The organism is Pseudomonas sp. 29 (assembly GCF_002754355.1).
Lineage (GTDB): Bacteria > Pseudomonadota > Gammaproteobacteria > Pseudomonadales > Pseudomonadaceae > Aquipseudomonas > Aquipseudomonas neuropathica.
The window spans coordinates 3,841,455-3,854,433 of record NZ_PEEY01000001.1 but is presented as its reverse complement, the minus strand read 5'-3'; the positions used below and the strand labels follow the sequence as shown (position 1 = coordinate 3,854,433).

Annotated in this window: 11 protein-coding genes and 1 tRNA gene; 2 read left to right on the top strand and 10 right to left on the bottom strand. The window is 59.1% G+C overall.

Annotated features, from left to right (window positions below; all coding sequences use genetic code 11):
- Position 1: 1 nt before the first annotated feature.
- Entirely contained in the window at positions 2-778 is a 777-nt protein-coding gene (locus CLU80_RS17735) for a TatD family hydrolase (RefSeq protein ID WP_099757976.1), read from the top strand.
- On the opposite strand, the gene CLU80_RS17730 is transcribed toward CLU80_RS17735, so the two are convergent.
- The 5 genes from CLU80_RS17730 to CLU80_RS17710 form a co-directional block, all read right to left on the bottom strand.
- Positions 779-1,168: a hypothetical protein gene (locus tag CLU80_RS17730; RefSeq protein WP_093435799.1), complete on the bottom strand. Its 390-nt coding sequence runs from the start codon at positions 1,166-1,168 to the stop codon at positions 779-781. It abuts the gene before it with no gap.
- 247 nt (positions 1,169-1,415) lie between these two features.
- Positions 1,416-3,446, bottom strand: coding sequence for a methyl-accepting chemotaxis protein (locus CLU80_RS17725; protein WP_099757975.1), 2,031 nt, complete (start codon positions 3,444-3,446; stop codon positions 1,416-1,418).
- Positions 3,447-3,673: 227 nt separating this feature from the next.
- Positions 3,674-4,513: a regulatory signaling modulator protein AmpE gene (gene ampE / locus CLU80_RS17720; RefSeq protein WP_093435791.1), complete on the bottom strand. Its 840-nt coding sequence runs from the start codon at positions 4,511-4,513 to the stop codon at positions 3,674-3,676.
- On the bottom strand, positions 4,510-5,070 hold the full coding sequence (ampD, locus tag CLU80_RS17715) for a 1,6-anhydro-N-acetylmuramyl-L-alanine amidase AmpD (RefSeq protein WP_093435788.1): 561 nt from the start codon (positions 5,068-5,070) through the stop codon (positions 4,510-4,512). Before ampD ends, ampE begins: the two co-directional genes overlap by 4 nt.
- Before the next feature lie 64 nt (positions 5,071-5,134).
- The gene (locus CLU80_RS17710) at positions 5,135-7,315 is read right to left on the bottom strand and encodes a DUF1631 domain-containing protein (RefSeq protein ID WP_099757974.1); all 2,181 of its coding nucleotides are present in this window, start codon (positions 7,313-7,315) and stop codon (positions 5,135-5,137) included.
- A 386-nt stretch (positions 7,316-7,701) separates the two neighbouring features.
- On the opposite strand from CLU80_RS17710, the gene nadC reads away from it, so the two are divergent.
- On the top strand, positions 7,702-8,550 hold the full coding sequence (gene nadC / locus CLU80_RS17705; protein WP_099757973.1) for a carboxylating nicotinate-nucleotide diphosphorylase: 849 nt from the start codon (positions 7,702-7,704) through the stop codon (positions 8,548-8,550).
- 51 nt (positions 8,551-8,601) lie between these two features.
- Here nadC and CLU80_RS17700 read toward each other — a convergent pair whose 3' ends face one another.
- The 5 genes from CLU80_RS17700 to truB form a co-directional block, all read right to left on the bottom strand.
- On the bottom strand, positions 8,602-8,901 hold the full coding sequence (locus CLU80_RS17700; RefSeq protein ID WP_093435776.1) for a DUF6388 family protein: 300 nt from the start codon (positions 8,899-8,901) through the stop codon (positions 8,602-8,604).
- Positions 8,902-9,142: 241 nt separating this feature from the next.
- A tRNA-Thr gene (locus CLU80_RS17695) sits at positions 9,143-9,218 on the bottom strand.
- Between the two features lie 127 nt (positions 9,219-9,345).
- Entirely contained in the window at positions 9,346-11,451 is a 2,106-nt protein-coding gene (pnp, locus tag CLU80_RS17690) for a polyribonucleotide nucleotidyltransferase (protein ID WP_007915263.1), read from the bottom strand.
- Between the two features lie 193 nt (positions 11,452-11,644).
- On the bottom strand, positions 11,645-11,914 hold the full coding sequence (rpsO, locus tag CLU80_RS17685; RefSeq protein WP_003177875.1) for a 30S ribosomal protein S15: 270 nt from the start codon (positions 11,912-11,914) through the stop codon (positions 11,645-11,647).
- A 143-nt stretch (positions 11,915-12,057) separates the two neighbouring features.
- Positions 12,058-12,975, bottom strand: a complete 918-nt coding sequence (gene truB / locus CLU80_RS17680; RefSeq protein WP_093435771.1) for a tRNA pseudouridine(55) synthase TruB — start codon at positions 12,973-12,975, stop codon at positions 12,058-12,060.
- Positions 12,976-12,979 lie beyond the last annotated feature (4 nt).

Here is a 12,979-nt window from a genome sequence, read left to right as displayed (position 1 = left end):
CGTGGAGCTGATCGACAGCCACACCCACCTCGACTTCCCCGACTTCGACGCCGATCGCTTAGCGTTGCTCGCCGAAAGCCGCGCCCTCGGGGTGCGGCGGATGGTGGTTTTGGGCGTCTATGAGGGCAATTGGCAACGGGTGTGGGATCTGGTGCAGAGCGATGTCGATTTGTACGCGGCATTCGGCCTGCACCCGGTGTATCTCGATCAGCATCGACCCGAAGATTTATCGGCGCTCGGTGATTGGCTGACGCGATTGCGCGGTCATCGGCAATTGTGTGCGGTGGGCGAGATCGGTCTGGATTACTTCATCGAAACCCTCGACCGCGAGCGGCAACAGGCGCTGTTCGAGGCGCAACTGCAACTGGCCGCAGACTTTCAGTTGCCGGCGCTGATCCATGTGCGACGCAGCCACGCGGCGGTGATCGCGACGCTCAAGCGCTTCAAGCTCAAACGCGCGGGGATCATCCACGCCTTTGCCGGCAGCCGTGAAGAGGCGCGGGAATACATCAAACTCGGTTTCAAACTGGGCCTCGGCGGCGCACCGACCTGGCCACAAGCGTTGCGCATGCATCGGGTGCTGGCGGAACTGCCACTGGATTCGATTGTGCTGGAAACCGATTCACCGGACATGGCACCTGCGATGTTTCCCGGTCAGCGCAACAGCCCGGCGCACTTGCCGGCGATCTGCGAGGCGCTGGCCGGACTGATGAATATCAGCCCGCAACAACTGGCCACGGCCAGTACCGCCAACAGCTGCGAAGTATTCGGCTGGTAATCAGTCGGCGTGCGCCTTGGCCGCCTCCAGAATCAGCGTCAGGTGTTGCCGCTGGCGCGCGTAACGGACGACCACGAAGTACACAAAGATCGTGATCAGTGACGCGTTCAGTTGCTCAGTGACGCTAAGCAGTCCCACCCATTCCATCACCAGCGCCACCAGCAGCGCGGTGCACACCGTCAACGAAGCACTGAAACGCAGCAGCGCCAGTGAGTCGAGCGACTTGAAGCGCTTGATCTGTTGCGGGCATCGCAGCTCGAGCGCTTTCTGGCAATGCTCGCAGGTAAACGGTTCATTGATCGAGATGGCATTGAGCTGCCAGGGTTTGAGCAGCAGCGTGGTCTGGCAATGAGCGCAACGGCCCAGAACCCCCAAGGTTGCGGCAGACATGAGCGACATCCTCTATGCGAACGATTAGGTATGGATACTGGCTCATTGATGGGGAAATGCCAGAGCCTGGAGGGAAACAGGATTGGGCTTACGGCCGGAAGTGAAGAAGTACTACAAAGGGTTCTGACAAAACCCAAAACCCTGTGGGAGCGAGCCTGCTCGCGAAGGCGGTGTATCAGGTGACAGAGATGTCACTGACAGATTGCATTCGCGAGCAGGCTCGCTCCCACAGTTTTTCGTGCGTGCCTCAGACGCGGAACGCGCTGATCAGCTGTTTAAGCTCCACCACTTGGGCTGACAGCGCCCGGCTGGCATCTTCGGTCTGATGCGCACCTTGCGCCGTGCGCTCGCCGGCGCTGTTGATCTCGACGATGTTCTGATCGATGTCGTGGGCCACCGCAGTTTGCTGTTCAACCGCAGCGGCGATCTGCTGGTTCTGATCGACGATCATTCCGACCGCACCAAGGATGTTTTCCAGCGCCTGCTGGACCTTTTCCGACTGCCCGACCGTGCCATTGGCCATCTGATGGCTGACGCCCATGGCCTTCACGGCCGCGCCGACACCGCCGTGCAGTTTGGCGATCATCTGTTCGATTTCTTCAGTTGATTGCTGAGTGCGTTTGGCCAGCGTGCGCACTTCGTCGGCGACCACGGCAAAACCTCGTCCCTGCTCGCCGGCACGGGCGGCTTCGATCGCGGCGTTGAGCGCCAGCAGGTTGGTTTGTTCGGCAATACTCTTGATCACTTCCAGTACACGACTGATCGCCTGGCTGTCGCTGGCTAACTGGTTGATCACCAACACCGACTGGTCGATTTCGCTGGCCAGCGCAGCAATGCTGCCCTGCTGCGACTCGACCAGGCCACGGCCACTGATGGTCTCGTCATTGACGCTATGGGCGCTGCTCACCGCTGCCGCCGCACTGCGCGCCACCTCCAGTGAAGTCGCCGACATCTGGTTCATCGCCGTTGCCACTTGCTCGATCTGCGTGCGTTGCCCGGCGACCGCCTGATTGCTCTGCGCAGAGACGTTTTCAACCTGCCCGGCCTGGCGCTCGACCTCAGCGACAGTCTGACCTACGCGCTCGATCAGGTCGTGAATCTTCCTCACCGTGCCATTGAAGACTTCGCCCAACTCGCCCAGCTCATCGCGGCTATTGGCTTTGAAGTTGACCGTCATGTCGCCGGCCGCGACCTTGTCCATCATCGCCCCGAGGCGCTTCAGTGTGGTGCGGGTCGAGGCGTAGAAACCGCCGTAGAGATAGAAAATCAGCACGAACACCACCGACAGCGCCACCGCCTGCAAGACCATATGTGTGCGGTTCTGCGCCAGACGCTGCTGCAATTGGGTGTCGAGAAATTTCAACGTGGCGTCGTTGAGCTGGTAAGTCCTGTCGATCAGCGCGGTGACCTGATCGTAAAACGCCTGCCAAGGCGCATCGAGGGTGTCGGCCATCACCACCTGTTCCTCAAACAATTCGATGGCCTGTTTCAGCGAGGCCTTGCTGCTGTCGGCCGCCGTGCTGAGGGTGTCCCGCGCGGCTTTGCTCGAGCCGAGAGCGTCCTGCAGTTTCAGCGCGTACTCGGCCTGGAGTTTTTCGATCTGCACCAGCAACTCATCGAAACGCGTACTCGAAGAACTGTTGAGAAAACCCTGGCCCAATGAATACGAGCCCATGGCCCGACCTTCGCCAAGGGTTTGCGTGACGGTCGGGGTGATCAGGGTGACCAGTTCGCTGAGCTGACGGATATCGCTCTGGTTGTCGCGGCTCAGGCCGGCCTGACTGGTGATGATCTGGCTGAAAATCTGCGCACTGGCGAGCACTTTGCTGATCAACGCGCTTTTGCTCTGCAGTGAGTTTTCCGCTTGCTGGGCCTTGAACGCGGCAATCATTTCGTCGCGTTTACCATCGAAGACCTGAATCTGCTCGGGATCGTCGGTCATCGCCGTCAGCCCTTGCAGGCGTGCCATAACCGCTTGTTCGAGCGTAGTGATCTGCGCCTCGATATTCCCGGCCTTGCCGGACTGGCCGAGGGTGACGTTGATCTGTACCAGATTGTTGAGCGTTTCCAGATCCCGACGCAGGGCCAGGCTACTGCCCAGCAGATCAAGGCTTTGCAGCTCGACCCGAGTGCCCTGGAATTCGCGATAGGAATCGCGCACCAGATAAAAATTGGTCACCAGCATCGGCACCAGAAACAGCACGCTGATCAGGCTGAACTTCATGCCGAAGCTCAGACGGTTCATCAGCGAGACGGCGGGATAGAGCAAGCTCTTCACTGGAAGTCTCCCTTGGTTTTTCTTGTTTTTATTGGCAGGCGCGGGGCGACAGCAGATAGCCACTATCGAGCGCCATCTCTGTATAGCTCAAATCGGAGGGAGGTTTTGTAACTTAAGGTTAACGAAAAAACCTCGCAGCCTGCGGCAGCTCCTTCAGGAAATACACAATCCCTGTGTAGGAGCGGCCGCAGGCTGCGATCTTCGGATCTTTGTTTAAATCAATGAAATCAGTGGATCAAGACGGTCCACAAGGCAAACCCGGCGTACCACAGCACCGCCGCGCGCAAGAGCAATTCCCACAGGCAATCGAGGGTGTTGATGCCGTCCGGACCGACCACGGGAGGTGGAATCTCCCCCGCCGCCAGACCGACCCGGTTGATCAATTGTGCAGCGCTGATGTTCCAGTTCAGCAGTTCATGCAGCATTACCCGGCTGACCGCGACAAAGTTGCCGACCAGCGCCAGACTCGCCGCCAGCAAGCGTACCGGCAGCCAGTCAAAGGCATGCCGCAGTTGCGCGGCGCGCTCGACCAGCGCCGGGTTCTGGCCGTGCTCCTGCGCCAGCGCCAACAGGCGATACGCCAAAGCCGCCACCGGGCCGAGCACGAAATACCAGAATATCACCGCAAAAAAGCTCTGATAGGCCTGCCACAGCAGATGCCCCTGCACGCTTTCAAGCAACTGCTCGCCGCTGTCGGCGCAGATATCCAGATCGCGCTTGGCCACATGCGCTGCGGCTTGCAGATCTTCACGCCGCCAGGCATCACGGAATGGCCCGAGACCGCCGAGCAAATCGCCGCGCCCCAGGCTGTAAATCACCACCAGCAAATGCACCGGCAACGCCAGCAAGCCGTAGGCCACAGGCTCCAGTACCAATAGCAACAACGCCAACAGCGCCACCGGGAACAGCACCAGAATCGTCAGCACCAGCCAAGGCTGTCTGGCCAGGCGCGTGCTGGTTTCGAGTTTGTTCAGTTCGCGGATCCATCCGCCATCGCGTTGAACCCGATGACGCAGGGCCGAAAACTTCTCGATCCACAACGCCAGCAGTAACACCAGAAAACTCATTGTCCTTCCTCTTGTGCCAGGGCCGCGCGGTAACGCGCCCAGTCGAATGCCGGGCCAGGATCGGTCTTACGCCCGGGTGCTATGTCGCTGTGCCCACAAATGCGGGCGCCGGTGATGGCCGGAAATGCGCTTTGCAACTGGCGGGTCAACGCCGTCAACACCTGATACTGCGCGTCGGTGAACGGCAGATCATCGGTGCCTTCGAGCTCGATGCCCACGGAAAAATCGTTACAGGTTTCTCGTCCATCGAAGACCGAGACGCCGGCATGCCACGCTCGCTCAAGACAGGAGACAAACTGGGTGACCTTGCCGTCACGTTCAATCAGAAAGTGCGCCGAGACGCGCAGGTCAGCAATCCCTGCAAAATAGGGATGTTCGGTGACATCCAGACGATTCTGGAAAAATTCCTGCACCTTGCCCGTGGCGAACTGCGCCGGCGGCAGGCTGATGTTGTGGATGACCAACAGGGAAATTTCGCCCGCTGGGCGCTCATTGAAGTTGGGCGATGGGCAGACCTGCACCCCGTGACACCACCCGCTAGCGGGATCCAACTGCATACCGATTCCTTCAACGCCGACTGTGTTGGCGCCCAGTATGCCGTGATCGGCCCCCGACGCGCGATCACTTGCCGCGATTGAGTCGTCGCAGATTGCCCAGCACCGACTCCAGCGCGCGATCGAACAACAAGGTGTCGTCCAGCGCACGCACCGCTCCGCGCTCGAATTCCAAGGCCAGTGCAATGCGGCTGCGCTCCAGCACCTTCATCCCGGTGCGATCGACAAATACATACTTGCCGGTGACTTCGATGATGGCCGCGAGTTTGCAGCGCAGACTGTTTTCATCGTCTTCCTGAAACGCCACCCAACTGCCAAGACGCAGTTGCTCGACCTGGCGCAGACCGGCGGCGTCGTGAGGCAAACGTACCGAGGTCAACGCCGCGCTGCCTTCATCAGCGGTTTGCAGGATGATCTGTTGCGACACCTCGACCATGGGCAAAGCCTGCTCGGCCTGCTCGGAGCGCTCCAGCACCCGCACATGCAAGGCTTCCAGCTCACTGAAAAACTCGCTGGTGGCGAACGGATCGAACGCCGAACTGCTCAGACCATCACGCAGTGCCTTGAGCAAGCCCGGCACCAGCGCCAGCAAGCGCAGGCTGGATTCAGCGTCGTCATGGCGCTGCACACTCCAGACCAACTGCTCCATGGTCTGCACATCGGCCTGCCATTCAGCGGACTGATCGCCATGCTTGAGACAGGTCAGCAGCAATACTTTGCTCCAGGCGTCCTGGACGAAGGTGACCACGGTCGGCGGCAGGGTCTTGCCCAGCAGCGCTTGATTCAACGCGCGCTCGACCCGACGCCGCGCCAGTTCGGTTTTCGCTCGCCCCTCTTCGGCGTCACGCAGGCGCTGTTCAAGCAGTTCGCTGCGGCGGCGTTCATCGCTGGTGAAGGCGAGAAAGTCAGCCAGCAACTCGGAGAAAATCGCCGGGTCGTCGACGAAATCGTTGAGCAGGCGCTGCACCACTTGTTCGATACGCAGGTACAAGCTGTCGCGTGCCTCACCGTCGCAATCGCCCCAGCCCATGGCCGCCTCGGCGATTTCGTTGAGCAGGCGCCGCGCCGGGTGGGTGCTGCGGCTGAAGAAACTCTTGTCGAGTACCGCGACCTTGAGCATCGGGATCTGCAGACGGGCGATCAGCGCCTTGAGCGAATCCGGCACATTACGGTCTTCAAGAATGCAGTCAAAGACCATCGCGATCAGATTGATCACGTCTTCGTCCGCATCGCCGACGATCCGCGATTTGCCGCTTCTGACACTGACTCGGGGCAACAGTTGTTCGAGCTGATTGCGCAGATCAAAGTCATCCTGCGCCGCCAGCGCCGGCACGTATTGTTGCAAATGCGAGAGCAGGCGCAGCAGGTCGCGGGTGGAAATCGGTTGCGCCGCGACGCTGGGTTCCAGCGTCGGCGCGACACTGCCGCGCACCTGCGCGAGCAACTTCTGCAACGCGGCGAAAACCTCCTGCACGCCTTCGTCGACGGGCGGCGTGTCGTCGCGTTCCTCGCTGTGCACATTGGCGATCGCACGATCAATTGCGCGACGTGCAGGGGCCGCTTTCAACTCGGGCAACACACCGGTGGCGAGCAACAATTGATTGGCTTCGGCGTAAAGCTGCTCGGTGTCGGCCAATACATAGCGCTCGAACAGTTTGAGCAGGATCAGCTTGACCTTGATTTCCACGCCCAGATTACGCCCGGCCTGGAGGAAAAACTCGCAGAGCCGCGCCGGGCCGAGCGGGTTGTGCTGATCGTCGAGGGTGTTGCCGAGCAGCGCGTTAAGGCGCGCGGTCAGTTGATCGAGGGCGAAGCCGTCACGCTTGAGCACGCGACCGACCATGGTCTCGACCGCCACGCTGCGCTCCATGTCGTCGCTGCGCGGTGCCAGCTCGTCGTAGATCAGGGCGTGCGGCAGCGTGTTGTGCGTGGGATCGTATTGCGTCAGGCCGACGAAGGCTTCGAAAAATTGCTCAAGGAAGCCACGCTCGATGTTTTTGCGCTTGAGGCGCAAGTCGCGCATGGCTTCGAAAAAGATATTCTGCTCGACATCGTTGCGCGCACGGTCGGCCATTTCGAACAGCGTGTCGTCAGCGTTATCGAACAGCTCCTGTAAACCGTGGCGCAGTTGCTGGGCAGCCTTGTCGCGAACCTGAAGCAGAATCACAGGCAGGCGGGCGAGCGGCGAGTGATTCGCCTGATCGGTAGCGCCCTTGTGCAAAGGCACCACTTTCCCGTCGTTGTGCATCCAAGCCTCCTGAAACGGTGATTCGTTCGGTCACTTGCAACATAAGCCTCCTGTGGGAGCGAGCTTGCTCGCGAAGGCGATCTGTCAGTGACATGGTTGGTGACTGACACTGCGCTTTCGCGAGCAAGCTCGCTCCCACAGGTCTCAACAACTTCGGCCGCATTACACGTCAAAGCTATGACGTCAAATGCAAGGCGGATTATCTTTCATAACTTGCCCACGGCGCCATAGTCGTCAGGGTTTCCCCTATGCCCTCTCAATGACCCTGTCCGGGCGCGTTTTGCTCAAAGAAAATCGACCGGATGCAGGCAAGCACGCGCGTTCTCGCCTTGGGTTGGCTCGCGCCATGCCCCTATAATCGAACCACTTTGTTTGTGGAGCCCGTTATGCCGAATCTACGTCTCGCCGATTTGACCGCCGAAATCGAAGCCAACGTGCGCCGTGCGTTGCTCGAAGACATCGGCAGCGGCGACATCACCGCGCAACTGATCCCGGCCGAACGTCTGGCCAAAGCCACCATCATCACGCGCGATGCCGCCGTCATCTGCGGCACGGCGTGGGTCGATGCCGTGTTTCGTCAGCTCGATCCACGGGTCGCGGTGCACTGGCAAGTGGTCGATGGCGAGCGGGTGAAACCCAATCAGCCGCTGTTTCATCTGGAAGGGCCGGCCCGTTCGCTGCTGACCGGGGAACGCAGTGCGCTGAACTTCTTGCAACTGCTGTCGGGTGTGGCGACTCGCGCGCAGTACCTGGCCGATTTCGTCGGTACTACCCAGGTCAAACTGCTCGACACCCGCAAAACCCTGCCAGGCCTGCGTCTGGCGCAGAAATACGCGGTGACCTGCGGTGGCTGCCACAACCATCGCATCGGTCTGTACGACGCGTTCCTGATCAAGGAAAACCACATCGCCGCCAGCGGTGGCATTCCACAAGCCATTGCCGCCGCGCACAAGATCGCGCCGGGCAAACCGGTGGAAGTCGAAGTGGAAAGTCTGGGGGAGCTGAAGGAGGCACTGGCCGCCGGCGCCGACATCATCATGCTCGACGAGCTGAGCCTGGATGACATGCGCGAAGCCGTGCGCCTGAACGGCGGCAAGGCGAAGCTGGAAGCCAGCGGTGGCATCAACGAAAGCACGTTGCTGCCGATTGCCGAGACCGGCGTGGATTACATCTCGATCGGTGCGATGACCAAGGATGTGAAAGCGGTGGATCTGTCGATGCGCTTGAGCCTCTGAAGGTTTCACGCAATAAAAAACGCCAGCCCGGTTGAGGCTGGCGTTTTTGTTTCAGACCACCAGATTATTCATCTCGCAGTATTCTTCCCACTCCACACCCAGCACTTCCGCCGCCTCTTTGTGCAGCACAAGGCGCTGCGCCTCGAACTCTTCCGGCGTGCTCGTGTACTTGAGCGTCAGTTCCCACGGCTGCAAGCCCTGGGCTTCGGCTTCATCTTCGAAGGCCCACTGAATCTGATCTTTCTGATCATCGGGACTGAGATCCTTGATCTCTTCCAACAGCTGCGGGGCGTCGAGTTTGTACTTTTCCAGCGCCTGTACGTGACGTTGCTCTTGAGTTAATTCGGTCATGGCGTTCTCGCTGATCTTAGGAATGGAGGATGGATCTGGATCATCAAGGATCTCTCTGACGCGGATTGACCGGCCTTCGGAACCATTCGGGATCATCTGAAAACTGCTAAGCGATGCTCATGCAGGCACCGAATATAGGACGTTTGCATGACGAATTACACGGGTCTTTACATCTCTCCCACAAAAAGCTGACCTGCGGAACATAAATCCACATGGGGATAAGTGAGAGTGATGAAGAAGGTGGTGCCCGAGACAGGAATCGAACCTGCGACCTTCGCGTTACGAGTGCGCTGCTCTACCGGCTGAGCTACACGGGCGGTGGGCTAAACCTAGCACCGGTCTCGGGCTCCGGCAACTTTGTACCTTGACCTTTTCTGGCAGACAAAAAAATGCCCCGCCGTTTTCACGGCGGGGCATTTTCATTGCGCTAAAGCCTGGGGGTGATTAAACGCCCGAAGCCTTGGCCGCTGCCACGTCTTTGATGGACAGCTTGATACGGCCGCGGTTGTCCACGTCCAGTACCAGCACTTCCACTTCCTGGCCTTCTTTCAGGATGTCGGTCACTTTCTCTACGCGAGCGTCGCTCAGCATCGAGATGTGCACCAGACCATCCTTGCCCGGCAGGATGTTGACGAATGCGCCGAAGTCGACGATGCGCTCAACCTTGCCGACGTAGATCTTGCCGATCTCGGCTTCAGCGGTGATACCCAGAACGCGCTGACGTGCTGCTTCAGCCGCTTCCTTGGTTTCGCCGAAGATCTTGATCGAACCGTCGTCTTCGATGTCGATCGAAGCCTTGGTTTCTTCGCAGATCGCACGGATGGTCGCGCCACCTTTACCGATAACATCACGGATCTTGTCGGTGTCGATTTTCATCGCGATCATGGTCGGAGCGTTGGCCGACAGTTCGGTACGCGACTGGCCGATGATCTGGTTCATCTGACCGAGGATGTTCAGGCGCGCTTCCAGGGCTTGGCCCAGAGCGATTTCCATGATCTCTTCGGTGATGCCCTTGATCTTGATGTCCATCTGCAGCGCAGTAACGCCTTTGGCGGTACCGGCTACTTTGAAGTCCATGTCGCCCAGGTGGTCTTCGTCACCAAGGATGTCGGTCAGGACGGCGAACTTCTCGCCTTCTTTAACCAGACCCATGGCGATACCGGCAACCGGCGCCTTCATCGGCACACCAGCATCCATCAGGGCCAGGGAAGCGCCGCAAACGGAAGCCATCGAGCTCGAACCGTTGGATTCGGTGATTTCCGAAACTACACGGATGGTGTACGGGAACACGTCAGCGGCTGGCAGCATGGCCGAAACCGAACGACGGGCCAGACGGCCGTGACCGATTTCACGACGACCAGCACCACCCATGCGACCACACTCGCCCACCGAGAACGGAGGGAAGTTGTAGTGCAGCATGAACGGGTCTTTTTTCTCGCCTTCCAGGGTGTCCAGCAGTTGTGCGTCACGGGCAGTACCCAGTGTTGCAACGACCAGAGCCTGGGTTTCACCACGGGTGAACAGCGCCGAACCGTGAGTCTTCGGCAGAACGCCGACTTCGATGTTCAGCGGACGTACGGTTTTGGTGTCGCGACCGTCGATACGTGGCTTGCCGTTAACGATGTTTTCGCGAACGGTGCGGTATTCGATTTCGCCGAAAGCGGCTTTGACTTCGCTGGACGAAGGCTGGCCTTCTTCACCGGACAGCTTGGCAACGACTTGATCCTTCAGCTCGCCCAGACGCGCGTAACGGTCGGCCTTGACGGTGATGGTGTAAGCCTGGGAGATCGCTTCGCCGAACTCGGCACGGATAGCGCCCAGCAGTTCGGTGGCTTCTGGCGCAGGCGCCCAGGTCCAGGTCGGCTTGGCAGCTTCGGCAGCCAGTTCTTTAACGGCGTTGATCACCACCTGGAACTCGTCGTGAGCAAACAGTACCGCGCCCAGCATCTGGTCTTCGGTCAGCTCTTTGGCTTCCGATTCAACCATCAGTACGGCGTCGGAAGTACCGGCAACGACCATGTCCAGGCTCGAAGCAGCTTGCTGCTCGTAAGTCGGGTTCAGCAGGTAGCCGGTGCTTTCGTGGAAAGCTACACGAGCGGCGCCGATCGGGCCGTCGAACGGAATGCCCGAGATGGCCAGGGCAGCCGAGGTACCGATCATCGCAGCGATGTCCGGATCGGTTTTTTTGCTGGTGGAAACGACGGTGCAGACAACCTGCACTTCGTTCATGAAGCCTTCAGGGAACAGTGGACGGATCGGACGGTCGATCAGTCGGGAAGTCAGGGTTTCTTTCTCGGAAGGACGGCCTTCACGCTTGAAGAAACCACCAGGGATCTTACCGGCAGCGTAAGTCTTTTCCTGGTAGTGAACGGACAGAGGGAAGAAGCCCTTGCCCGGATCGGCTTGTTTTGCGCCGACTACAGTCACCAATACGCTGACGTCGTCGTCAACGGTGACCAATACTGCCCCGGAGGCCTGACGGGCGATACGGCCAGTCTCGAGGGTAACGGTCGATTGACCGAACTGGAATTTTTTGATTACCGGGTTCACGGTGTCCTACCTTCTTTGTGGCTCTTGGGGGAACTGGTTTCTTGCGAATTCTTGGGCAATGTCGGGAATCGGCCCAACCGTTGTCCGGGGTAAAACGTGTATCCAGATAAAACTTGAGGCTGGGAGCCTGCAAGCCGCCAGCGGTAAACCGCAGACGTCCGACAGACAACCAACCTCATAGCGCAATCGCTGATTAGCGACGCAGACCCAGGCGACCGATCAGAGTCTGATAACGACCCAGATCCTTGCCTTTCAGGTAGTCCAGCAGCTTGCGACGCTGGTTTACCATGCGGATCAGACCACGACGGGAGTGGTGATCTTTACCGTTGGCCTTGAAGTGACCTTGCAGCTTGTTGATGTTGTGGGTCAGCAGTGCAACTTGCACTTCTGGCGAACCAGTGTCACCAACAGCTTGCTGGTAGTCAGCAACGATTTGAGCTTTTTCTTGAACGTCGAGAGCCATGAGGCAATCCTTTTTATCAGGAAACTGTTTCAGGGAAACAGCTTCAACAGGCCAGGGACAAATCCCTGTATCTATAAATGAGTAGTGACCGTGCCTGTTAACAGCCACCCTCGCCAGCCTGCTTTGACACAGACCGGTTTCGGTCATTCCGACCGAATCAGTCGACGTGGTGCAATGCGCCCGTCTTCGCTCACTTCACCGATACCGATGAAGCGACCATTGTGATCCTGTACCCGTACCATGCCGAACTTCGGAGCATCCGGGGCACGTACCGGCTGGCCGTTGAGCCAGTAGAACGCACTCGCTTCCGAGAAGTGCAGCAACGGCCAATCCAGCAGGCCGCTGTCTGATGGCATCAGGAAGCGATCAACCGCTTCGTTGCCGCCTTCGGCATGTACTGCTTCAAGCTCTTCGAGGGTAACCGTCTGCGCCAGGGTGAAAGGCCCGGCCTGGGTACGACGCAATTCAGCGACGTACGCACCACAACCGAGTTGCTCACCGATATCCTCCACCAGGGTGCGAATATAGGTGCCCTTGCTGCAATCCACCGCAAGACGCGCAGTATCGCCTTCGAAGGCCAGTAATTCCAAGCGCGCAATAGTAACAGAACGCGGTTCGCGCTCCACTACTTCGCCTGCACGAGCCAGCTTATACAGCGGCTGGCCATCACGCTTGAGCGCCGAGTACATCGGCGGTATCTGACTGATTTGCCCGCGAAATTTCGGCAGAACCGCTTCGACATCGGCGCGACCAACGGTCACCGGGCGCTCCTGCAAAACCTCACCTTCGGCGTCTGCCGTGGTGGTGGTCTTGCCCAGTTGCGCCAGGGTTTCATAACCCTTGTCGGAATCGAGCAGGTATTGCGAGAACTTGGTGGCCTCACCGAAGCACAACGGCAAAACGCCGGTGGCCAGTGGGTCTAGGCTACCGGTGTGACCGGCCTTCTCGGCATTGAGCAGCCAGCGGACCTTCTGCAACGCAGCGTTGGAGGTGAACCCCAACGGTTTGTCGAGCAAGATGATGCCGCTGACATTACGACGGATACGTTTGACCTGAGCCACCGAA